Source organism: Streptomyces sp. UF-297 (assembly GCF_058245575.1).
The window spans coordinates 1-23,428 of the sequence record NZ_JBSIBZ010000007.1; the positions used below are offsets into that span (position 1 = coordinate 1).

16 protein-coding genes and 1 pseudogene are annotated in these 23,428 nt (G+C 68.9%); 3 read left to right on the forward strand and 14 right to left on the reverse strand.

Annotated elements, in window-relative coordinates; translation table 11 throughout:
* Positions 1–136 precede the first annotated feature (136 nt).
* A complete protein-coding gene (locus AC4IJH_RS06320; protein ID WP_490850530.1) occupies positions 137–676 on the reverse strand; it encodes a GNAT family N-acetyltransferase in 540 nt (179 codons plus the stop codon).
* Positions 677–1,092: 416 nt separating this feature from the next.
* Complete coding sequence (locus AC4IJH_RS06325) at positions 1,093–1,230, reverse strand: transposase (protein ID WP_490850531.1); 138 nt, start codon at positions 1,228–1,230, stop codon at positions 1,093–1,095.
* A 208-nt stretch (positions 1,231–1,438) separates the two neighbouring features.
* On the opposite strand from AC4IJH_RS06325, the pseudogene AC4IJH_RS06330 reads away from it, so the two are divergent.
* A pseudogene (locus AC4IJH_RS06330) lies at positions 1,439–1,918 on the forward strand (RICIN domain-containing protein); the annotation flags it as partial.
* A 394-nt stretch (positions 1,919–2,312) separates the two neighbouring features.
* Here the strand turns inward: AC4IJH_RS06330 and AC4IJH_RS06335 are convergent.
* The 4 genes from AC4IJH_RS06335 to AC4IJH_RS06350 form a co-directional block, all read right to left on the reverse strand.
* Positions 2,313–2,750, reverse strand: coding sequence for an ankyrin repeat domain-containing protein (locus AC4IJH_RS06335; protein WP_490850532.1), 438 nt, complete (start codon positions 2,748–2,750; stop codon positions 2,313–2,315).
* A 147-nt stretch (positions 2,751–2,897) separates the two neighbouring features.
* A complete protein-coding gene (locus AC4IJH_RS06340; RefSeq protein WP_490850533.1) occupies positions 2,898–3,443 on the reverse strand; it encodes a GNAT family N-acetyltransferase in 546 nt (181 codons plus the stop codon).
* A 4-nt stretch (positions 3,444–3,447) separates the two neighbouring features.
* Positions 3,448–3,588: a hypothetical protein gene (locus AC4IJH_RS06345; RefSeq protein WP_490850534.1), complete on the reverse strand. Its 141-nt coding sequence runs from the start codon at positions 3,586–3,588 to the stop codon at positions 3,448–3,450.
* Positions 3,589–3,644: 56 nt separating this feature from the next.
* Entirely contained in the window at positions 3,645–4,517 is an 873-nt protein-coding gene (locus AC4IJH_RS06350; protein WP_490850535.1) for a helix-turn-helix transcriptional regulator, read from the reverse strand.
* A gap of 208 nt (positions 4,518–4,725) precedes the next feature.
* Between AC4IJH_RS06350 and AC4IJH_RS06355 the strand changes: the two genes are divergently transcribed.
* A complete protein-coding gene (locus AC4IJH_RS06355) occupies positions 4,726–5,577 on the forward strand; it encodes an oxidoreductase (protein ID WP_490850536.1) in 852 nt (283 codons plus the stop codon).
* 410 nt (positions 5,578–5,987) lie between these two features.
* Here the strand turns inward: AC4IJH_RS06355 and sbnA are convergent, their stop codons facing one another.
* From sbnA to AC4IJH_RS06380, 5 genes are all read right to left on the reverse strand, one after another.
* Complete coding sequence (gene sbnA, locus AC4IJH_RS06360; RefSeq protein ID WP_490850537.1) at positions 5,988–6,974, reverse strand: 2,3-diaminopropionate biosynthesis protein SbnA; 987 nt, start codon at positions 6,972–6,974, stop codon at positions 5,988–5,990.
* A 185-nt stretch (positions 6,975–7,159) separates the two neighbouring features.
* A complete protein-coding gene (gene sbnB, locus AC4IJH_RS06365; RefSeq protein ID WP_490850538.1) occupies positions 7,160–8,230 on the reverse strand; it encodes a 2,3-diaminopropionate biosynthesis protein SbnB in 1,071 nt (356 codons plus the stop codon).
* Entirely contained in the window at positions 8,227–9,231 is a 1,005-nt protein-coding gene (locus AC4IJH_RS06370; protein ID WP_490850539.1) for a TauD/TfdA family dioxygenase, read from the reverse strand. The genes sbnB and AC4IJH_RS06370 overlap by 4 nt, the downstream gene beginning before the upstream one ends.
* Positions 9,232–9,288: 57 nt before the next feature.
* Positions 9,289–12,393: a non-ribosomal peptide synthetase gene (locus AC4IJH_RS06375; RefSeq protein ID WP_490850540.1), complete on the reverse strand. Its 3,105-nt coding sequence runs from the start codon at positions 12,391–12,393 to the stop codon at positions 9,289–9,291.
* Between the two features lie 133 nt (positions 12,394–12,526).
* A complete protein-coding gene (locus tag AC4IJH_RS06380; protein ID WP_490850541.1) occupies positions 12,527–15,145 on the reverse strand; it encodes a Pls/PosA family non-ribosomal peptide synthetase in 2,619 nt (872 codons plus the stop codon).
* Between the two features lie 1,361 nt (positions 15,146–16,506).
* Here AC4IJH_RS06380 and AC4IJH_RS06385 point away from each other — a divergent pair.
* The gene (locus tag AC4IJH_RS06385) at positions 16,507–17,277 is read left to right on the forward strand and encodes an oxidoreductase (protein ID WP_490850542.1); all 771 of its coding nucleotides are present in this window, start codon (positions 16,507–16,509) and stop codon (positions 17,275–17,277) included.
* A 69-nt stretch (positions 17,278–17,346) separates the two neighbouring features.
* Here AC4IJH_RS06385 and AC4IJH_RS06390 read toward each other — a convergent pair whose 3' ends face one another.
* The 3 genes from AC4IJH_RS06390 to AC4IJH_RS06400 all read right to left on the reverse strand — a co-directional run bounded on the left by AC4IJH_RS06390 (position 17,347) and on the right by AC4IJH_RS06400 (position 23,174).
* The gene (locus tag AC4IJH_RS06390) at positions 17,347–18,243 is read right to left on the reverse strand and encodes a LysR family transcriptional regulator (RefSeq protein WP_490850543.1); all 897 of its coding nucleotides are present in this window, start codon (positions 18,241–18,243) and stop codon (positions 17,347–17,349) included.
* Positions 18,244–18,568: 325 nt separating this feature from the next.
* Entirely contained in the window at positions 18,569–19,186 is a 618-nt protein-coding gene (locus AC4IJH_RS06395; RefSeq protein ID WP_490850544.1) for a TOPRIM nucleotidyl transferase/hydrolase domain-containing protein, read from the reverse strand.
* A gap of 292 nt (positions 19,187–19,478) precedes the next feature.
* Positions 19,479–23,174: an nSTAND1 domain-containing NTPase gene (locus AC4IJH_RS06400; protein WP_490850545.1), complete on the reverse strand. Its 3,696-nt coding sequence runs from the start codon at positions 23,172–23,174 to the stop codon at positions 19,479–19,481.
* Positions 23,175–23,428: the final 254 nt, after the last annotated feature.

Consider the following 23,428-nt stretch of genomic DNA (forward strand, 5'->3'; position numbering starts at 1 on the left):
CGCGAGGACCCGGTAGCCGCCGGGCAGATGGCCGGTGAGCGCGTCGAAGTCGCCGCGGCCGCACGCCCAGCCGTGGACGGACCGCCTCACGCTCGCCCAGCTTGATCGCGGTGAGCAGAAGCCACCCAGCCCGAGCTCAAGCGGACAGCGTGACTGCGGGCCGCTGGCCGAGCCACTGCTCGGCGTCCCATGCCTGGAACCGCTCTACCTCGACGAACCCCAGCTTTGCCGCGAGGCGCATCGAACCGACGTTGGCGGTCTGGGTGGCGAGCACCACCGGCTCGCCGGGAAGGACGCCGTCGAACCAGTCGAGTGCCGCCGCGCACGCCTCGACGGCGTACCCGAATCCCCATGCGCGCGGCAGGAACAGGTAGCCGAGATCGGCCTTCCCCGCCGCGGCAGGACGATGGTGTCCCGGTGCCCTCCTGAGCAGGATCTGACCAATCATCGCCCCGTCGAGCTCAACGACGAAGCTCCCGGGCCACCGCTCGGGCACCTCGGGCAACTCGTGCTCAAGTTCGTCACGCGCCCGCGGACCGCCGAGGTAAGTGTGCACCTCCGGCGACGCCAACAGCTCGATGAACGCCGCACGGTCCCGGGCCTCGGATTCACGGAGCACGAGCCTCTCGGTCCGGATCGGGGCAGGTGGCCAGACGACGGGGCCAAGGTCAGTCATGCCAGCCAGCCAAGCAGCAGGATCGGTAACGATCAAGACTCGCGGGCCGCTCAACTCACCTACCCCGCGCTCCTCGCATCCCCTCGCCAAGCCAACAAGCCGCACGGCTTCGTCTTGCGGATTCAAAGATTGGGTTCTCAACGGCAAGACGAATCTTCGTGGTCAGCCCGCCACGCGAGCGTCCGATCGCGTCGTCGGCGGGATCGCCAGCCGGGCCCCTCTTCGCGGGCCACGGCGCCGTTCCGGTGGACGCGCACGATCGTGGAGTCCACCGCGACGGCCCACTCCAGGTCACTGTCGGCGTCGGCTTGGGCGAGCAGCGCGGTGACGGCCCGATCCCCGGTGCCATCGATGGCCCAGTTCCTCAGCCTCGTATGGACGCCCTTCCACAAGCCGTACTCGGCGGTGAGGTGCACTCACTGCGAGCCGGTTCGGAACTTCCATGCGATTGCGTCGGTCACCTGCCGGTGATCACGCCACCGACCACCTCGCCTTGGCGTCCGGTCAGGCAACAACGGCTCTCTCCGTGCCCGCTGCGCGTCGGTCAACGACACGGCCAGAGCAACGATCTGATGCTCGGAAAGAAGTGCCCTCCCGGTTCGGTGTCCCGTCAGACGTCCTCCGCAAGATCAGCCGGAAGTGATCTTTCCAACCCGATGCTCGTGTGACTTCCTGGATCGGCAACCGTAAACAGCAGTCGGTGAAGGGATGACGATGAGCACTTCCCCCGAAGCAACCGCAGGTGACGAGAGCTCCACCCCGGCGAAGACGGCCGGGTTGCCCGATTCGGGCACGGTGGTCTCCTGGGCCAATGTCCGGAGCAGGTTGCGGATGGGGGTCCTGCGTGAGTCAACCAAGGACGGGGCCGAGGTCCACCAGTCCCTCGCTTCCCCGAGGGATCACCAGCGGTGGCGGCTGGTCGTGGTGGGCCAGGACAACGGGGATGCCCTGTACACGATCGAGAACGTGCGCAGCGGCAAGGTCCTGGAGGTCGTCGGAGCACAGAAGGCGGACGGGGCGTTGGTCGCGCAGCGCACCTACGAGGGTGACGACGCACACCACCAGCAGTGGAAGCTGATCCCGGTGGGCTCCGAGACCGGCACCCCGCGGGTGTACGAGATCGCGAACCGGAACAGCGGGCTTTCCCTGCAGGTCGACACCAACGCCCGTACGGCGATCAAGCAGCACGGGGCGGAGGGGGGCGACCAGCGAGGACGCCAGTGGCAGCTGCTCCCGGTGTGACGCACGAGGGGGTTAGGGGTGAGGACGCCCTGCCCTCTTCGGAACCCCGGAGCCTGCGGCTACGGGGTCGTCCGGTGCGACACCAATCGCCTGGAACGCGATGTCGACGTTGAGACCGCATTCGGTCACGTCGCGGGCGGCCTCGCCGCATGGATGGCCGCCCGCGCTTCCTGGAACACTCCCTTGTGGCGCCGCCGCGTGGCGAGGTCCGGGACTCCCGCGTGCTCGGTCAACCGTTGTTGCAGGACCGCGTTGTCTCCTTGAGCCGATGGTTCTCGGCCTTGAGCACATGGACGGTCCGGGCCAGGTGCTGGGCTTGGGAGCCAGGGTCTGTTGCGGAAGTGGCTCTTGGGATCCATCTAGCTGACGGGATTCGTGATGACCAATGCCGCTGCTATGCGGATTGCCTGCTGGTGGTGGCTCCCGCTGCGGTGAGAAGTTCGATGGTTTCGGGGTGGGGGCCTTCGTTGGCCCAGTCCAGCGGGGAGCGGCCCGTTCCGTGGTCTTCGCGCACGTTCGGATCGGCACCGTGCGCCAACAGCTCGCGCACCATTTCGGTGCGTCCCCAGCACGCGGCTGCGCACAGCGGAGTGCCCTCCGAGCCCATTCCGCCGCTGCTCTCGGTGTCGGGGGAGGCACCGGCCTTGAGGAGCATGCGGGCGATATCCACTTCTCCGGTGACGGACGCCAGATACAGGGGGGTGGTCCCCTCGCCGTACAGCTTGTTGGGGTCGCCCCCAGCCCGCAGTACCGCCTTCACGTCGGCAGTGTCGCCCATCAGAATTGCGCCGAAGAGGCGCCGGGAGAGCTTCTTTTGCTGTCGCTGGTTCATAAAGGCCGAGGTTAGCGACTGGGTACGTGGGGAGGCCAGTCATATCCATTCGTTGATGCCGCATTCGACCGTGCGGCGCTCGCGGTAGCCGGCTTTGCCGGACTTCGTTGGGCGACCGCCGTGCGAGCCGAGCCGTCCTTGTTGCCGCTATCGACGAGTGGTGGTGACGTACTGGTCCGACGACAACTCGAATACCCGTACTCGCCTGCCGCAGGTGGGATTGACGGTCTCATGGACCGGATGCATCCCCAGTTTGGTCATGATTCGTTCGGAGGCGTCGTTGCCCACTTGAGTGATGCTGACGATCCGCTCCAGCCCTCGCTCTTCGAACCCGAACCGTACGGCGGCCGCAGCGGCCTCGGTGGCCAAGCCCTGACCCCAGTGGGAACGTCCCAGCCGCCAGCCGACCTCAACCGCCGGCAGTATCTCCGGCAAGAAGTGGGGCACCGAATGGCCGGTGAACCCGGCCAGTTCGCCGGTGGACCGGATCTCCACGGCGAAGAGGCCGAAGCCTTCTGACTCCCACTCGTTCTCCCATGCCTGGATTCCGCTGCGAGTCTGCTGTTCGTCACGGACGCTGCCGTCACGGATCCACCGCATGACCTCGGGGTCGGCGTTGACGGCAGCCATGGGCGCGACGTCGTCCTCGCGCCAGCGACGCAGGATCAAACGGGGAGTCTCCAGCGTGACCATTCGATCATTCTGGATCACGAAGGGGGATCTCCGCCATGCTCATCAGGTACTTGCGATGCACGCCCTGGCTTGAGTTTTCGCCTCTGACCACGTGGTGAGAGTTGCCGCGCGGCACGAAGGGGCAGGTCGCATTGCTCTCGCTCATCCCGGCTCATGGGACGCAGCCACTACGGCCGACCGCTCCTCCCGGACCGGCGGCGTCTAATGATCTGCGTGCTGCCCGTGCGAGGTCTCAGGCTGCCGTATCCACGTACCCAGGAGCCGAAGCGCCTCTTCGGAGCTGGAGCCTTCCTCGGCGGTGTAGACACTCAGCCGCTGGTCCGGGTCGGCGGGCAGGGTGAGGGACTCGTAATGGAGGGTGAGCGGGCCGACGACCGGGTGGTGGAAGTGTTTGCTGCCATGCGTGTGCCGGTACACGTTCTGGTCGGCCCACCAGCGGCGGAAGTCCTCATCCTTGATGGAGAGTTCGCCGACGAGTTCGGCGAGGAGTGGATCGCGGGGATGGCGTCCGGCGTCGCGCCGGAGCGAGGCGACGATGTCCTGCGCGTGGGTGTCCCAGTGGGTGTACAGCGAGCGGGCGGTCTCGTCGCAGAACATGAACCGCACCAGGTTCCGCTCGCGGTGCGGCAGCGCGTCGAAGTCGGTGAGCAGCGCACGTGCCATCCGGTTGGACGCCAGTACGTCCAGTCGCCGCCCCAGCACGAGGGCGGGGGTGTGCTCGAGGATCCGGAGCAGGTCGCGCAGCCCCGGGCGGACCGGCTGCGGACGCGTCGCCGTGCGGCGGGGCCTGCCTGTGGCGGGCTTGGCGAGCTGGAACAGATGGGTGCGTTCGACGGGATCGAGGCGTAGCGCGCGGGAGATGGCGTCCAGCACGGTCTCGGAGACGTTCAGTCGGCGTCCGCGTTCCAGGCGTATGTAGTAGTCGACGCTCACGCCCGCCAGTTGCGCGATCTCTTCGCGGCGCAGTCCTGGCACGCGCCGAGTGCCGCCGTCGTCGGACAGGCCTGCCTGGCGCGGGGTGATCCGTGCCCGCCGGGAGCGGAGGAACTCGCCGAGAGCTGTGTTGCGGTCCATGACGTTCACGATAGGGCCCAAGATCGCCCCGGCGGCTCGCGAAGGGGGGACTGGCAGTCCCCCGGTCCGGCCGTCCCCGGGGTGAAGCGGCCCTCCCGAAAGCCGATCAGAGGCCGATTCCGGTGCTGAAGTGGAACGTGTCGAGACCGGCCGGGGCCCAACACCGCCCCGGTCGGCTTCTGTTCGCATCGCAACGTAAGGAACTCCTGTGTCGGACACCAAGACATTCCTGATCACCGGCGTCAGCACCGGCCTGGGCCGCGCACTCGCGCGGGCGGCGTTGGCCGCGGGCCACCGGGTGGTGGGCACGGTACGCACGCCCGCCGACGCACGGGCTTTCGAGGCGCTCGCCGGCGACGCGCACGCCCGCATCCTGGACGTGACCGACCATGACGCGGTGGACACAGTCGTGGAGGGGACCGAGCGTGACCTGGGCCCGGTCGACGTCCTCGTCGCCAACGCCGGGTACGGCCATGACGGCCTCTTCGAGGAGTCGTCGATGGATGACCTTCGCCGTCAGTTCGAGGTGAACGTCTACGGAACCGTGGCGGTGATCAAGGCCGTGCTGCCGCACATGCGGGAGCGCCGCTGCGGCCACATCATCGCCGTCACCTCGATGGGCGGGCTGATCACCATGCCGGGCCTCAGCTTCTACCACGGCAGCAAGTTCGCGGTGGAGGGCATCCTCGAAACGCTCGGCAAGGAGGTCGCCGATTTCGGCATCCATGTCACCGCCGTCGAGCCGGGCAGTTTCCGGACCGACTGGGCCGGCCGCTCGATGATCCGCGCACCCCGTGCGATCGCCGACTACGACGAGCTGTTCGAGCCGCTGCGCGCCCGGCGCGTCCACGGCAGCGGGCGCCAGCCGGGCGACCCGGACAAGGCAGCGGCCGCGGTGCTGCGCATCGTGGCGGCCGACCAGCCGCCGGCGCGCCTGCTGCTCGGCACCGACGCGCTTCGGCTCGTCCGGGCCGGACGCGAGGCCTTCGAGCGCGACATGCTGGCATGGGCCGAGCTGTCGGCCTCCACCGACTTCGACGACATCGGCCGGTCCGCCTGACGTCACTCGCTGTCGGGCCCCCAGCGCGGGGCCTCGACGGCGGCCGTCGTCACCAAGCCTGGCCGCCCTTGGTCCACCACAGCCGGACCTGCGCGTAGCCGTTCACGCCACCCAGCGCCTCCTGGTAACCGGGGGGTCGGAACTCAAGCTAGCGGGCCCTGAGATGCGACCGGCCACCACGTGATCCGTAAGAAGGCTCCTGGGCAAGGTGCCCGTTTAGAAAGCGGCAGTAGGTATCGGCTGCTTTCCGCAGGGCTGCACTCGCATACCGGTGCTAGCGCGGGCTTGGCGGCGCCTGGCCGGGTGAAGGTGACGATGCCGGAGCGGCGCCCGTGACACCGCGCACGGACGCTGCAGCATCGAGCCGCTGTGCCCCGCCCGGGTGGGGTACAGCGGCTCGGTGCCGGCGGTCAGGCGCCGCGTGCGCCTGCCGTCAGGCCGTCGGCGGGCAGTAAGTCCTCCCCGTAGAGGTCCTGGAGCCACTTGGCGCGGTAGACGGTGTCCAGGTAGCGCTCGCCGAGGTCCGGGGCGATGGCTACCGCGGTGAGGGTTTGTGCGTCGTTGCGGGCCAGCCAGTCGGTTGCGCCGCTGACCACCGTGCCGGTGGAGCCGCCGAAGAGGAATCCTCGGCGGGCCATACGGTGGCAGGCCCGGATGGTGTCCGCCTCTTCGACGCGGATCACCTCGTCCACGTAGGACTCGTCCAGCAGTGCGGGGCGGAGGCTGGTGCCCAGGCCGGGGATCATTCGGCGCCCGGGCGCTCCGCCGAAGGTCACCGAGCCCACGCTGTCCACGGCCACCACCCGTACCGGGTGGTGCGCGTCGCGGAAGTAGCGTGCGCATCCCATCAGGGTTCCGGTGGTTCCGGTGCCCACGAACAGCACGTCCAGATCCGGGAATTGGCGGGCTATGGCCGGGGCCGTCGTGTGGTAGTGCGCCTTCCAGTTGTCCGGGTTGGTGTACTGGTTGAGCCAGATGTAGCGGTCGTCGGATGCGCACAGCTCGCGTACGAAGGCGATGCGCGCGCCGAGATAGCCGCCGCTGGTTCCCGGTTCGGTGATGGTGTGGACCTGGCTGCCGAATGCTTCCATCAGGTCTCTGACCGATGGATTGCAGCGGGTGTCGGTCACGCACAGGAATCGGTAGCCCTTGTTTGCCGCGATCATGCTCAGAGCCACGCCCAGATTTCCGGACGAGGATTCGACCAGGATCGATCCGGGTGTCAGGGCGCCGCTGCGTTCGGCGGCCCTGACCATGGACATTGCGGCTTTCAGTTTGATGGAACCGGCGAAGTTGAAGCCCTCGCACTTCAGGAAGAGTGTGTGACCGAGGATTGACCGTAGGTCGACATAGAGCTCCTCCTCATTGAAGTCCATGGGCACGGAAATGACGGGCACGGTGCTCCCCCCTCGTGCGCAACGGTGCCTTGGTGCGCGACGTGCTTTGGTGTTCCGGTGTGTTCTGGGTTCCTGGGTGTGCGTGGTGAGTTCTTGCGTGTGTGTTCCGGGTTGCTGCGGGTGTGTTCCGGGTTCCCACGTGTGTTCTGGGTTCCTGCGGGTGTGCTCTGTGCGTCTGCGTCCGCTCATCCGTGGCGGCGCAGCTCGTGGAAGAAGTCGTCGATGATGTGCAGTTCGCTGGAGCGGGCCACTTGGTCGTAGACGTACTTGCCGAGCGCCAGATCCAGCACTCCGAGGCCGAAGGGTGAGAAGACCACCGGTCGGTCCGCGGGGATGGATGCCCGTCCGGCCATGACGTCGTCCAGCGTGCCGAGCAGGAAGTCCCGCCTGCCGGTGAGCTGTTCGGCCAGATGGGGCGAGGTCTCGGCCTTGAGGCAGTGCTCGATGTCGTCGACGATGTTGGCCGAGGCGAGCAGGATCTCGGGGGCCAGGTCGCGCAGCGAGATGTGCAGGACGAGCGGTCGGTGGGCGAACCAGGACAGGTCGCTGACGTGCGGACGGCCGGCGACGGTGGCGAAGACGACCAGGTCGCTGTGGCGGATGAGTTGCTCGGGGCTGCTGTGTACCGTGATGCCGCCGCCGGCCCCTGACTGTTCGAGGTAGGTCCGGAAGCCGCTCGCGCTGTCGGCGGACAGGTCGTACACACCGGTTTGCTCGAACGACCAGCCGGTGCCGGCCAGGAAGGTGTGAATGTAGCGGGCGATCAGGCCCGCGCCGAAGAACCCGACGCGTTGGGGGCGTGGCCGTCCGCGGCTGAGCCGGTCGGCCGCGAGCGCCGCCGACGCGGCGGTCCGGGTGGCGCTGATGATCGAGCTTTCCAGGCAGGCGAACGGGTAGCCGGTGTCCGGGTCGTTGAGGATGAGGACGGCCGAGGCGCGGGGAATGCCGGCCACCACGTTCTGCGGGAAGCTGGAGATCCACTTCAGGCCGTCCACCCTCAGCTGCCCGCCCAGCGAGGCGGGCAGGGCGATGATCCGGGAGGTGGGGCGGTCGGGGAAGCGCAGGAAGTACGAGGGTGGGTTCACCGAGTCACCGGCACCGTGCAGACGGTAGATGGCCTCGATGAGCTCCATGATCTGCTGCTCGCGCCCGTGCAGCGCTTGCTCGACCTGGGCGCCGGAGATCACCGCGAACGGCGGGACGGTGATCGGCTCGGTCGTCTCGGACTGGCCTGTGGCAGAGGACGTGGTGGTCATCGGCTGCTCACCTCGATCGTCGGCGAGCAGTCGGCCAGGCGGACCCTGTCGGCCAGTGCGACGAGTACTTCGCGTGGTCCTTCGAAGGGCTCCCTGCTGTGCGCGGTACGGACGTTGTCGACCAGCATCAGGTCCCCGCCCTGCCACGGCTCGCGCGCGGTGTGCGCTTCGTAGACGGCGTTCAGCAGTTCCACGGTGCTCCGGTCGATCGGATCGCCGCCTCCCCAACGGGTGTTGAACGGCAGTGCGTCGGCGCCGTACACCTCCACCAGGTACTCGTGCACCTCGGGGTCCATCGTCCACTCGTTGAGGAAGGCGACCTGGTTGAACCAGCAGCGGCGGCCGGTGACCGGGTGGCGCACCACGGCGCTGCGGCGCTGCCGGGTGCGCAGCCCGCCGTCCGGCTGCCAGGCGCATTCGATGGCGTTGGCGCGGCAGTAGCGTTCGACGGCGCCGCGGTCGTCGGTGCCGAAGGCCTCGGCGTAGGACGCGCCGATGTCCTCGCTGTATGTGCGCGTGAGCAGCCAGCCCTCGTGCTCGAACCGCCGGACCAGTTCGGCGGGCAGCGCGTCGAGGACGGTCGGCGCGTCGGCGACCGCGGTCGCGCCTCCTTCGGTGGGCGCGCTCAGGCAGGCGAAGAGCAGCAGGCCCGGGAACTCCAGCGTGTAGCTCAGTTCGTGGTGCATGCACATGGGCTGGTTCGACGGCCACGGCGTGGCGGAGTACACGCCGTGGCCGTAGGCCTGCCGGGGTGCGAAGGTCTCCATCTCGGTCATCACGTCGGGGGCCAGCTCCCGGAAGACGGCTCCGGTCCCGGCCACATCGCGCAGGCCCAGTCCGCGGACCAGGACCGCGCCGTGCTCGGCTACAGCGGTGCGTACGGCGTCCCGGTGCTCGGCTGCCCAGGCCGGTGGGTCGGCGGCGGAATCGGTGCGCAGGATCGGGGGTTTGCCGGGATCCAGGTCCACGGTGAGCAGGGCTGCTGAGGACGGTTGCGGCATGGCGATGTCCCTTCGGTCGTAGTGGTTGCCGTGGTGATGGGTGCGCCGGCGGGCCGGTCAGCCGGGGTTTGCGGGGGAGGCCGGCAGGCCGGCCGCGCGCAGCACGGTGTGTGCTGCGTTCGGGGCGTCAGCGGCGATGGTCACGGTGAGGGGCACGGACGGATTCTGGGCCGGCGGGGTGCCGTCCGAGGCGTCGAGGAACACTCGCTGTACGGGTATGCCGCGCGCTTGCAGCTGCCGGACCGTCTCCAGCGCGTACGCGATACCCGAGGAGTGGCCCCACAGCACGATCCCGTCCGGACCGCGCCGCGCAGCCTCGCTGATCCCGCTGACCTCGCTGATCGCGGCGATCTCCGTGACGGCCTGCTCGGCCACCTGTGCCGGCGAAGGGCGGGGATCGGCTCCGGGGGCCGGTTCCTGGCCGGGTGGCTCAACGGCGTACGGGGGCAACTCGACGCCGTACACCGCCATCCCGCTGCCGTGCAGGGCCTTGGCCACCGGCTCGAAGCCCGCCGCACTGTCCCCGGGCGAGGGGAAGCAGACCAGCACGCCGACCGGTGGCGCACCGTCCGGTGGCGATAGGGACCGCAGGAGCCGCCGCGGCGGCTGGGAGCGGCCGTCGATGTGGCCGGCCAGGTCGGCGAGGACCGGGTGGCGGGTGATGTCCTTCAGGGAGACGGCGCGGTCCAGGGAGATCGCCAGCTTCACCGCCGACAGTGACGTACCGCCCCGGTCGAAGAAGTGGTGGTGGCGTCCGATCTGCTCCTGCGGGACGCCGAGAACTTTGGCCCAGGCCTGCGCCAGCCGCTGCTCGGTCGGCGTACGCGGGGCGTGGGTGTGCGTGAGGCCGTCGTCCTTGGCATCGTCGAGTTGGCTCGCGAGTGCGGTCAATGCCCTGCGGTCGGTCTTCCCGTTGGCGGTCAGCAGCAGGCTGGTTTGCCGGTGGAAGGCGGACGGGACCATGTACGCGGGCAGCGAGGCGCCCAGGTGGTTCCTCAACTCCTCGATGTCCACGGGCCGTTGGCTGCAGTAGAAGGCCACCAGGTGTGCGCTGCGGCCGGTCCGCTCGGCGACCACTACGGCCCCGTCGCGGACGCCGGGCACCCGCAGCAGCGCGTTCTCGATCTCGCCGATCTCGATGCGGAAGCCGCGGACCTTGACCTGGGTGTCCCGGCGGCCGAGGAAATCCAGCTTGCCGTCGGGCCGCCAGCGGCCGTGGTCGCCGCTGCGGTACAGCCGTCGGCCCGCGCGGTGCGGATCGGTCAGGAAGGCCGGCCGGGTGCGCTCGGGGTCGTTGACGTATCCGCGGCCGACGCAGATGCCGGAGAAGACGATCTCGCCGGGGGCGCCGAGCGGCACGGGTGACAGGTGCTCGTCGACGACGTAGAGGTGCACGTTGCTCACGGGAGGGCCCAGCGGGACGCGGTCCCCGTCCGGCGGCCTGTCCATGACCTCGTGGTTGGTGTCGTCCGAGGTCTCCGTCAGCCCGTACGCGTTGACCAGTTTGATCGCGGGCTGGGCTGCGAACCAGCGCTGGGTGAGTTCCTTCTTCAGCGCCTCGCCGGTGACCGAGACGCACTGCAGGTCGGGCAGTGCGCGGGGGTGCCGCTCCAGGTGGGTCACGACGGCTTCCAGGTAGGACGGTACGACCTGGAGTACGCCGACGCGGCCGTCGGCGATCGTCTCGACGAACCGCTGGGCATCGAGGATCACTTCTTGGTCGACGAGGAGGGTCCGCCCGCCGACCAGCAGCGCCGAGACCAGTTGCCACAGGGAGATGTCGAAGCACTGGGGTGCGGTCTGGGCGACCACCTGCCCCGCGCCGATCCCCAGGTCGTCGATCTTGGCGTAGAGGTGGTTGAGCATTCCTGCGTGCTCGCACATCGCGCCCTTGGGCTCACCGGTGGAGCCGGAGGTGAAGTAGATGTAGGCGAGCTGGTCGGGCGCGATCGCCAGCTCCAGGTCGTCCTCGGCGCGGAACTCGCCGTGGTCCGCGCCGTGGCCCTCGCCGTGGTCCTCCTCGTAGGCGGGCACGATGGAGAGCACCTGCGTCGCGGGCACTGTCTTGAGTGCCTGGTCGAGGGCGGTGGTGCTGCCGGTTTCGGTCAGTACGAAGCCGCACTCGGCGCGGGAGAGCATGGCCGCGATGCGCTCGGCCGGGAAGTGCGGCTCGATGGGCAGGTAGACGCCACCGGCCTTGAGGACCGCCAGAACGGCGGCCATCCAGTCCAGGTTGCGCTCGGTCACCACCGCGACGACGTCTTCCCGGCCGAGCCCGCGTGCCAGCAGGGCCCGGCCCAGCCGGTTGGCGCGGCAGTTGAGCTCCCGGTAGGTCCACTGCCGCGTACCGTGCGCGGCGGCGACGGCATCGGGGTGTTCCCGTACCCGCTGTTCGAACACCTCGTGCGCGCGGCGGTCGGGCAGTTCGCGGTGGGGCCCGGCGAGCCCCTCGGTCTGGAAGCGGTGTTCGGCGGCGGACAGCAGGCTCTGGTGCCGGTGCCCGGCGTCCGGGTCGGCGGCCAGCAGCGCGAGCGCGGTGAGGTGATAGCCGGCGATCCTGGCGGCGCAGTCCGCGTCCAGCGCCTCGGTTCGGTAGCGCACCCGCAGCGCGAACTGCCCGCCGCTCTCCACGATGCCCACCCCCAGTACGGCGCCCTGGGCGAGCTCGCCTATGTCTCCGGCCGGGCTGAATATCGTCTCGAACGGCAGCTCGGTCAGGCCGAGTTCACGCCTGAGGCCGTCGAGCGGGACGTGCTGGTGCGCCAGTAGCGCCGCCTCGGTGCGACGTGTCTGCAGCGCCAGCGCTCGCCATGACCCGGGCTCGGTCGTCAGGTGGCAGGGCAGGGCGGCAGCGCCCTGCCCTGCGAGATAGCCGGTGGTGACCTCGCGCTCGCCGGACAGCGCAGCGAGCACCTTGGCGTGTACGGCCAGCAGCAGCGAGCCGAACGGCAACGCCAGGGCCTGCGCCCGCCGACGGGCCGCCGATACGAGGTCGCCGGGCATCGGCTCCTGGTGTACGGCGAAGCCCGGCGCCGGATCGAGAGTCCACCGCGGGATTGCGGTGAACCCGCCGGCGGTCAGCACCCCCCGCCAGAACTCACGGCCGTCGGTCACGGGCTCGTTCCCAGCCTCGTCCCCGGTCGTCTCCATCGACATGCTCATCGGTCATTTCCCCCCTCATTGGTGCCGCGGTCCCGCTCTCCCTGCGGTGACCGTGGTGCGGTGACCACAACTGCGGCAGTTGTCGCGGCCACGAAATGCTCTGCGTACGGTGATGACCACCCGCTGCGTACGGTTATGACGGCGCCCGGTGACTTCCGGTCATCCGTTCCGGATCCGGCCCCGAGGTAGAGCCGTATTGCTGCGGAGCCTCAACTCGGCGCTCCGTGGCGGGATTTCCGGCCCACCGTGCGCGCTCCGGGACTTCCTCGCCCTTCATGAGGAATGAGTCGGCGGCCAGCACCGCGCCGTGCCCCATCGTCACGCCGTAATGGACGAGGGCGCCGACACCCAGGGTGCAGCCGTCACCGAGCGTGCTGTGGTCGGACTTGAATGTTCCGTCCTCCTGCGAGTGGCACTGGATCGCGCTCCCCGCATTGAGCGTGCAGTCGTCACCGATGGTGGTGAGCGTCCGTTCCGACGGATAACAACCGTCGTCGAAGACCCTGCGGCCCAGCCGGACTCCCAGCAGCCGCCAGAGCACATTCTTGAACGGAGTGCCGTTGAGGGCGTTGAAGTGGGTGTCGGGCACCTTCCACAGGCGTTCCTGCCGCCAGAAGTTCGGGTCGTAGATGGAGCACGCCTGGGGCCGTAGCGGGCGAAATCGCGTGAGGCAGCGTTCCACCAGCACGAAATAGCCCGCCGAGAAGCCGAAGGCGCCCACCAGGCAGGCAGCGACCAGCAGCTGTCCGAGTGCGTCGTACCGCTCGACGGCTGCCAGGCCGAACAGTGTGAGCACGAAGAAGTGCAGCCACCGGATGCACAGGAAAAGGCCCATCGTGCGGATGTTGTGACGGTTCTTGGCGGACAGGCGGCGGCGCAGCTCGTCCCCGCGCCGGAAGTGGTCGAAGCGGGTGTCGCGCTCCACCGACCGGGGGATTTCGAAGCAGGGCGAGCCCAGCAGGCCCACCCCTTCGCGGATCTCCCCGTCGAGCGGGACCATCACCTTGGTCGCCAGCAGACAGTTCTCGCCCGTCCTGCCCCCTGCGGGATAAGCGATGTGGTTTCCCAGGAAGTTGTGTGCACCGATCGACGTCCGGGACACGCTGAAGGACGTAGCGGAGAATTCGGCGTTCATGATGGAAAGCCCGTCCGCGACCATTGTTCCGCTGCCCACCGAACTCAGGTACGGGTTTTCGTGTTTCAGCCCGATACCGAAGTTGGAGCCGGTCTGCTCGACGTGGGACAGGCCGTATCCGAGGTGGCGCAGGTAGTGGACGATGTACGAGCTGTCGCCGAAGAGCCAATGGAAGAACTTGACGTTGGTCAGGCGCGTGATCGCCCGGTGAACCGAGTAGTGGAAGCCGTACAGCGGATAGACCTTCCCCTCCTCGATCACCAGGTGCAGCAGACGCGGAAGGGTGAAGACCGTGGCAAGTCCCACGACGACGAGGCCGAAGAAGAGCACCAGGGACAGCAGCAGCGCATCGGTGTAGAACGCCGACGACGTGACCGACTCCGCATGCGGATGCAGCCAGTCGGCCAGCATCGGCACCTCGGTGAACAGCATGCACGCTCCCCCGACGGCCAGCGGCGCGGCCACCAACAGCACCTGCACAACGGTGGCGAGTGCGAAGCCGACCCGCCGTGGCGTGCCGCACTTCGTCGGCGCGACCCGTGCGTAGTCCAGCTCCGTACGCTGGGCCGGCGATCCGTGCCACCGCTGGCCGCCGGGTACGCACTCGCCGCTCTGCAGCGCGGAGGTATGGCCGAGCTGCGCCCCGTCCCCCATCGAGGTGTTGATGTCGAGCACGGTCTTCTCGCCGATGAACACCTTCCGTCCGAGGGTGACCCGACCGGTCTGGATACGCCCGGCATGGGCCCGGTAACACAGGAAGTACGAGTCCTTGCGGATCACCGAACCGGCGCCGATCGTCAGGAGGTCGGTGCACACCGGAACGGTGCGGGACAGGATCGTGACGTGCTTGCCGATCCTTGCGCCCAGAGCCCGCAGGTACAGCACGTACAGCGGATTCCCGATGAAGAAGATCATGGGGTTGGCGTGCAGCAGGACCTTGACGGTCCAAAAACGCAGATACGTCAGGCCCCATACCGGGAATTCGCGAGCCTTCCACCGGCCGATGAGTATCCATTTGGCCGCGATGGGGAAGGCGCACAGGCCGACGAATCCGGCACCACCGAAGACCACGGAACGCCAGTAGACATCGCCCAGGCTCGACCCCGCCGAGACCCACTCGTAGGACCAGGCAGTGAGGCGTGCGGCGAAAAATGCATACCCGAGAAAGATGAGCAACTGCAGTGCACCACAGAGGACATAGCGCAGCGTACTGCCCGGTGGCGTCACCTCCGCCGATGCAGGGCCCGATGCCCCATTGACCGCTGGCTCATTGGCCGACGGCGCGACGAGGGCCGACGCAGGCGCGGTATCCGCACACGCCGCCGCCAGTCGCCGGACGGTCGAATTCTGATAGATGTCCTTCATCGATACCGACGGCAGATCATCCCGTTTCCTGACCCGGGCACAGAAGTGAGCCATCACCAGCGAGTTGGCCCCGAGATCGTCGAAGAAGTGGGCATCGGCCGACACCTGGTCCATGCCCACGAGACCAGCAAGCAGCTCGGCGAATTCCTTTTCAACGCTGCTCCCGGTACCGGCCCTCAGGACCTCGTGACCGTCCGGGGCAGCTAATGCGCCGCCCGGATCATCCGTCCAAACTTCAACAGGTTTGCCCATAGTGTGAACTCCTTGAAAGTGAGTGACAGAAAAGACGAAAGCCGGACTCCGTGCAGGCGATGCGGCGAAATCTCAGCCGCGACCGTCGCCCCGTGGGCACGCGATTCTTTCGAGCGGGCCCGATCCTTGCGCCGACGGGCCCGTGGCCCGGCCGATCACGCTCGCGACCTGGCTGCTGATCTCCAGATCGATGCCTTCGGCGGCAACGCGATCGGCACCTGAGGCCACTGTGCACAGCCGTACACCATCGTGACCGGCGGGATGTCGAGCGGGAGAAGAACCCCGCGCGCCCCCTCACGATCCCGCTGCGTGGTCTCCTCCGCGCTCACCGACAGGTCACGGCCCGAAGCGCGGGCCGAGTGACAGGCCTTGCGACACGGAGCCGGTATCGGTTCGCTCAACGGCCCATGCCCGTCTGCAAGCTCTGTCAGATAGCGCTGTCGTTGTGCCATGCCCCTGGCATACCGCTATGAGCCGGGCCGCGCAGCCGGTTCCACTGGTTCCGCTAATTCCGTAATCTGCCTGAGCCAAACGCAGCGGGCCAGCGCACATTAGACGGTCACCAGGGGCTGGCGACACCAACGCATCGAGCACACATCAATCGAGCACGTGAACGCACGCGGCTCCCCCTATTTCCACGACAGTCGGAGACCACAGACACCAGGAAAGGGACGGTAAACACGCGCCCCGATACTGCTACTGAGTCTGTTGGCAAGATGCTGTGAGGTTGATGCCGCTCGCCGCGAGTCGTATGTCTCAGCGATCGCGAGCGGTACGGGAATTCGCGAATTCCGCGACGCCCAACCCGAACCTCGCCGGCCGGAACCGTGGAGGCCTCGCCCGACGCCTCGGCGGCGCGCAGCGGTCCGCGCGCACCGAGGTGGGCGTGGACGCCCTGCTCACGACGGGCCGATCCGGTGGTGGTCGTCGCACTGCGGGTGTGCGTTCTGCCGGAGCTGCGGGACCACTCGTCCAAAGCTGCGGGACCACTCGTGACGGACGAGCCACCCCACTGCCCGGACGTGCAGCTCCAGCCCGGCCCGCTGGAACTGATGGCGGTCTGCCAGAGCCCACCGCCGTCACGCTGCACGACCTGAACCTGGCCCCGGCGTTCTGTGACCGGCTCGCGGGGGCGCCCCGATCCGCTTCCTGTGCCGGTCACGGGCGGCGGGGCCGGGGGGCCATAGGAGTTCCCTATAGCACCTGCTGATATTTCGTCTTTGCCTCTCGTTCTTCTCCGTACGTACCGTGAAACAGCTCGACGAGGTGCTCACCGCGATTTCTCCGAAGATTCGCACTCTGCGCACGTCGATCCTTATTCCTTCGAGCGGACAATTACGTACTTTGAGAGGGCCGGTGGCATGACCACAATCGAGAACGGATCGAAAACGCGAGAACTCGCGGGAAAGCGGGCCCTGGTCACGGGTGGTTCTCGCGGAATCGGAGCGGCCGTCGTGCGCCAACTGCTGGACGCGGGCGCCGAGGTGCTCACGACCGCCAGGTCGGCGACGAGCACGGTGCCGGAGGGGGCCACCTTCGTGGAGGCCGACGTGCGGACCCGGGCTGGCGCAAAGGCGCTCGCCGCGGCCGCGCAGGAGGCGCTGGGCGGGGTGGACATCCTGGTCCACAACGTGGGCGGGGCGCTGCCGTACAAGGGCGCTCTGGCCATTCCCGACGAGGAGTGGCAGGACGCGCTGGACCTGAACTTCCTGGCGTCGGTGCGGCTGGACTCGCTGCTGGCACCGGGGATGCGGGAACGGCGTTCGGGGGTGATCGTGCACGTCTCCTCGGCCGCGGTCCCCACCGTGGCACCACCGTTCCTGCACTACGTGACGGCGAAGGCGGCGCTGGAGGCCTACAGCCGGGGACTGGCCGCGGAGCTGGCCCCGTTCGGAATCCGGGTCAACACCGTCTCTCCCGGCAGGACCGCCACCCCCGGCGGCGAACAGACGCGGGAGCAGTGGGCGCGCCTGGACTCGGGGCCGGGCCAGGACACCACCACTCCCCCGCTGGGGCGCGATGGCCAGCCCGACGACATCGCCCACGCGGTGCTGTTCCTCATGTCCGACCGGGCGAGCTGGCTGACCGGGAGCAACCTCGTCGTGGACGGCGGTGAATTCCCCAGGGGCTGACGCCGACAGCATTACGGAACGCCGGTTTCGGCACAAAGAATTCAGCGGCGCCCGCCTCCTTCTCGCCTGTCAGGACACCGGTGAGAAGGAGGCGGACGTGTGCCAGGTCTCTTGCCGCAGGATTTCGAGCAGGGCCGTTTCCGCCGGGCCCGCGGCGTGCCGGAGCACGGCGATAACGGGCTGGGACACGGCCGGGGACACCGGGCGCACGAGGTGCTCGTGACCGTGGGGCACCGCGGAGGCCGGGACGAGCGTCACCCCCAGCCCGTCGGCGGCCCAGCGCACGGCCGTCGCCGTCTGGGACACCCGGGCGGCCGTCACCGGGGGCAGCTCGTTCTCCCGCAGTACGTTCAGCAGTACGCCGTCGAGCGCACTGTCGCGGTCGAACCGCACCCACGGCTCCCCCGCCAGTTCGCGCAGCTCGACCCGGTCCGCGGCGAGCAGCCGGTGCCCCGTGCCCAGCACCACGACGAACTCCTCGTCGCCGAGGTGGTGGGCGTCGGCGGGGCTCCGCTCGCACGCCGCCATCAGGGCGAGATCCAGCACGCCCCGGCGGCACAGCCGCTCCAGCTCGGCGGAGCTCGGCTCCTCGAAGACGGTGACCTCCAGCCGCGGGAAGCGACGGCGCAGCGCGCCCAGCGCGCCCGGCAACTGCCGCGTGCCAAAGCCCATCTGCGCCGCGACCACCAGCTCACCCACCAGATCATCGGCACCGGCCCGCGCCGTCGCCCTCGCCCGCCGCGACGCGCGCACCGCGACCTCCGCCTCCCGCAGGAACGCGCGGCCGACCGCGGTCGGTACCAGCCCGGTCGGCGTGCGGGTGAACAGTTTCACGCCGAGTTCCCGCTCCAGGCCGCGGATCTGCTGGGAGACCGACGGTTGAGCGACGTGCAGCAGCTCTGCCGCCGCCGTCACCGAGCCCTCCTCGGCAACGGCCAGGGCGTACTCGAACTGACGAAGGCTCATCGGATCCCGTCCCCTCCCTGCAATGGACCACGGTCCATCCCGTGGCAACCGTGGTCATCGTAAGCCGAATGCGCAGAGCCTCCTGGCGGAAGACATCAGCACCACAGGCTCACAGGCGTCACCGGTGTTCCGTTCGCCAGCGAAGAGCTCCTCGCGCCGAGAGTGTCGCCAACCGAGCGGCAACACACGGCAGTTGTCCACAGCAGCACTGGATCCCGGGGTGGCGAAACCGCGAATCCGCCGCATCCTAGAGATCCGCTGCCGCTCCCCGACCGCTCCCGCGAAAGGCAGCGTCACGGCAACGCGGCCACAGCTGTCCCGTCGGTCACAGGCTCGTGAGGAGGTCGTCGAGCGGGGCCGGCACCTGTCCGGGGTCGAGGGCTTCGACCAGGAGGCGGCCGTAGCGGATCTTGCGGCCCTTCTTCGTACCGAGGAAGCGCCGCAACTGCTGTTGCAGGGGCCGGCCGTGGCGTGCGGGCTGGTGCAGGAAGGTCTGCCAGGGCCGCAGGTCGCCTTCGGCCCGGATGATCTCCTCGACCCGCGCCGGGCCCAGCGCGCGGATCAGTTCGTCCTCCAGGTCCGCCACACACACGAAGAAGCCCCGGTGCGGCTCCCGGGCCCGCTCCCAGCCCCGCTCGTAGAAGCGCTGCTCGCCCTCGTCACACAGTCCCCTCAAGCGCAGGCCAAGACCGGGCGGCCCGAGAAGACCGGCAAAGCGGCCCACGCTCATCGCCCCGCCCATCGGCACGACGCACACCCCTTCGGCGGCCAGGTCCCGGCCACGCCCTACGGCCAGCGCCTCCACGGCAGCGAGATCGCTCGGCCCTTCCAGCAGCACCGCCGTCCGCAGCCCCAGTTGCACCGCCAGATCACTCGCCGGTTCGCCGGGCCCGCCGGCCGCCCAGCAACTGACCGCATCCCGGAACGCCTGCATGTCCGCCATAAAGCGAGTCTGCACGCCCACCGACCGGCACGACACGGAATATTCGACGGCCCAAGATTTTCAGCGGCCCGGCGCCCGGAGACGGTCGCGACGAGATCCTGATGGGCTGGCACCGCTGTGATGCGAACGCACTGCGCTTCACGGCCCAGGACTCGCCATCACCTCGCCACGCTCATTCCTCGCTCACGCAGGGGCCTGCATCGGTTGGCATCGAGGTTCTGCGGCGGGTTCTGACGCTGCAAGGGCGTGCGCGTATCCGAATCCGCAGCTGTTCGCCGTCCGGATCGGGGCTTCAGGAGGGGCATACGGGCCGGTGCGGTTGGTCGGGCAGGTAGGTCGCGCGTTCCTGGCGCGTCAGGTCTCGGTGGACGGCGTTGCATATCTTGCTGACGGATTCGGTCGGGGTGAGCAGTTCGACTTCCCACAGTCGTACCGTCGTGTCGGTGCTTCCGGTGGCGAGGGTCTTCCCGTCGGGGCTGAAGGCCACCCTGGTGACCTCGCCGGTGTGGCCGGTGAGGGTGGTACGGGGCTTAGCGGTGGCGACGTCCCACAGCCGCGCCGTTTTGTCTGCGCTGACGGTGGCGAGGGTTTTCCCGTCGGGGCTGAACGCCACGCCATAGACCTCGTTGGTGTGGCCGGTGAGAGTGGCCTGGGTCTTGCCGGTGGCGACATTCCACAGCCGCGCCGTCGTGTCCGGGCTGACGGTGGCGAGGGTTTTCCCGTCGGGGCTGAAGGCCACGCCGGTGACCTTGTTGGTGTGGCCGGCGAGGGTGGTACGGGGCTTAGCGGTGGCGACGTCCCACAGCCGCGCCGTTCCGTCAGTGCTTCCGGTGGCGAGGGTCTTCCCATTGGGACTGAACGCCACCGCGAAGACCTCGTCGGTATGGCCGGTGAGGGTGGTACGGGGCTTGCCCGTGGCGATGTCCCACAACCGCGCCGTTTTATCGATGCCTCCGGTGGCGAGGGTCTTCCCATCGGGGCTGAACGCCACGGCGTCGACCGCGCCGGCGTGGCCGGTGAAGGTGGCACGGGGCTTGCCCGTGGCGACATCCCACAACCGCGCGGTGCCGTCGACGCCTCCGGTAGCAAGGGTCTTCCCATTGGGGCTGAACGCCACCGAATAGACCGCGCCCTCGTGGCCGGTGAAGGTGGCACGGGGCTTTCCGGTGGTCGCATCCCACAGCCGCGCCGTCTCATCGACGCTGGCAGCGGCCACGGTTTTCCCATCGGGACCGAACGCCACCTCGTTGACCTCGTCGGTGTGGCCGGTGAGGGTGGTACGGGTTTTGCCGGTGACTATGTCCCACAGCCGCGCTGTCGTGTCTCCGCTGCTGGCGACGGTTTTCCCGTCGGGGCTGAACGCCAGCCCGCGGATCTCTTGGGTGTGGCCGGTGAGGGTGGTACGGGTTTTGCCCGTGGCCACGTCCCACAGCCGAAGTGTTTCGTCGGCGCCTCCGGTCGCGAGGGTCTTTCCGTCGGGGCTGAATGCCACCGCGTAGATCTCGCCGGCGTGGCCGGTGAGAATGGCGCGGGCCTTGCCGGTGGCGATGTCCCACAGTCGCGCGTCATTCTCTCCGCTGCCGGTGGCGAGGGTTTTCCCGTCGGGGCTGAACACCACCTCGTAGACCTGTTGGGTGTGGCCGGTGAGCGTGGCGCGCGCCGTGCCGGTAGCTGCGTCCCACAGCCGCACTGTCTTGTCCAGGCTGCTGGTGGCAAGGGATTTCCCATCAGGGCTGAATGCCACCGCAGAAACCGTGTTGGTGTGACCGGTCAAGGTGGCACGGGCCTTGCCGGTGGCGACATTCCACAGCCGCGCCGTCTTGTCGTCGCTGCTGGTGGCAAGGGATTTCCCATCGGGACTGAACGCCACCCCAAAGACCGCGTCGGTGTGGCCGGTGAAGGTGGCGCGGCGCTTGCCGGTGGCGACGTCCCACAACCGCACCGTCTTGTCGAGACTGCTGGTGGCAAGGGATTTCCCATCGGGACTGAACGCCACCCGGCGGACCTCTTGGGTGTGACCGGTGAGCGTGGAGCGGGCCTTGCCGGTGGCGACGTCCCACAGCCGTACCGTCTTGTCGTTGCCTCCGGTGGCGAGGGTCTTCCCATCCGGGCTGAACACCACCGCGAAGACCTGGTCGGTGTGGCCGGTGAAGCGTCGCTTGAGCGGGAGTGCGGCAGCGGCGTAGAGACTGGCGGTGGCTTCCGTCGTGGGCGCGGTGCGATGGGCCTGGACGGCCAGCAGCGCGGCCACATCGGAGTCGCTGCCGAGCAACGTGGTGGATTCTGCGGCCAGTTGCCGGGATTGAGCTGTGTGCTGCGCGGTGACGGCCCTGTTGCGCTCCCGGTCGCTGCTGAGGCTCTGCTGCCAGGCGATCACGCCCGCGGTCACGGCGAGGACGAGGAGGACGGACAGGCCCGCGGCGAACCTGCGCAGTCTCCGGGTGGCTCGGACGGCTGCCTGTCTTTCCTGTTCGCGAGCGGCGGTGCTGGCGGTGAGGAAGTCCCGTTCCAGTTCGGTGAGGTCCTTGTGCTGATGGGGACGGGGGAAGTATTCCTGCGCGACGGACAGGCGGGCGCCGCGGTAGAGGGCGCCGAGGTCGCGGTTGAGTTCGGCCCAGGTGGTGGCGGCTTCGGTCAGGCGCCGGTGGACGCGGAGGCGTTCGCGGTCCTCGTCGATCCAGCCGCGCAGGCGGGGCCAGCCGGTGATGACGGCCTCGTGGGCCAGGTCGACGCTGTCCTGGTCGAGGGTGACCAGGCGGGCGCGGGCCAGCCGGTCCAGAACGTAGCTGGTGTCGGCTTCGTCGCCGGTGTCGAGTTCGGCGCGCTGGATGGGACGGCGGGTGTCCGGGACCCCGTTGCCAGGAGTGATCAGGCGGAGCAGGATGCGGCGGGCCAGGTCTGCGTGCTCGGGGGCGAGTTGGGTGTAAAGGTCCTCGGCGGTACGGGAGACCGAGCCCGTCACTCCCCCGGCCGCCTCGTAAGCGGCGAGCGTCAGGACCGGCCCCCTGCGGCGCCGCCAGGTTTCCAGGAGCGCGTGGGACATCAGCGGCAGACCGCCCGGCTCGTCCACGGTCTCGTCCACCAGCCGGGAGGTGAGGGCGCGTTCGACGGTCAGCCTCCGGTCCGTGGCCGGCTTGACGATGGCCTCGCGCAGTTCCTCGGGGCTCATCGGCACCACCGGCAGGCTGGCGTCGCGTACCGCCTCCGCCAGGCGCCGGTGCGCCAGGCAATGACTGTAGAAGTCCGCTCGGACCCCCAGGACCACCCGCAGCCGGTTGGCGGGGTCGCGGGCCAACAGCAGCCGGTCGATGACCTGGTCGCGTTCGTCCGGGTCCTGGCAGAGGGTGAAGACCTCCTCGAACTGGTCGACGATCAGCCAGGTATCGCCCTCGGCGCCGGCCGGAGCCAGGATCTGCTCCAGAGTGCGTGACGGCCGGGCGCCGGGCGTGAGGATCCGGATGGCTGCGGGCCGGAGCTCTTCTTGCGCGACGTGCTGGAGACGGGGAATGAGCCCGGCGCGCAGCAGAGAGGACTTGCCGCTGCCGGAGGGGCCGAAGAGCGTGACCAGCCGATGCTCCCGGACCAGCTGCACCAGGTCCTCGGTGAGCTGGTCGCGGCCGAAGAAGCGGCCTCGATCGCCCGGTTCGAACCGGGCCAGCCCTCGGTAGGGCGCGGTCGCTTCGTCCTCGTCGGACACCTGGGCGGTCACCTCGTCGGCGACCCCGCGCCACCGCTCCTCCCACTCCTGGGCGTCCCCGCCGCAGGCTCTGACGTACGCCAGGGTGACCGGGAGCGACGGCAGCCGCTCGCCCCCGGCAGCCTGCGACAGCGTGGACGTGGAGAACTCGCACCGCCCGGCCATCTCCCGGTAGGTGATGCCGCCTGCCTCCTGGCGCACCTGCCGCAGCTCGTGGGCGAACCGCTGTAACGAGCCCGCCCCCGGGTCCAGCGGCCGCTCCCGGCGCCCTGGCCCACCTCGTTGCTCCACCTCGCGCCCCCTTCCCGGAAGGTTCCGCAGCTGCGTGCGCTGATCCTCGCGGTGTGGCACCTGCCCCGGCTCAGAGCGATACGGCCAGGATGCCCGCCGCTGGGCCGACCAGGGGCGAGAACGCCGAATTCGCTCGAAGCGCCAAGTCAGGGCAGCCAGGCGAACGTATCCGGCACCCGTAGCAACCGGACCGCATCACCCCGCCCTGCCCTGCGATCAGCCGTCGTCGTCCCGCTCCTCGCGAGCTGTTGCCA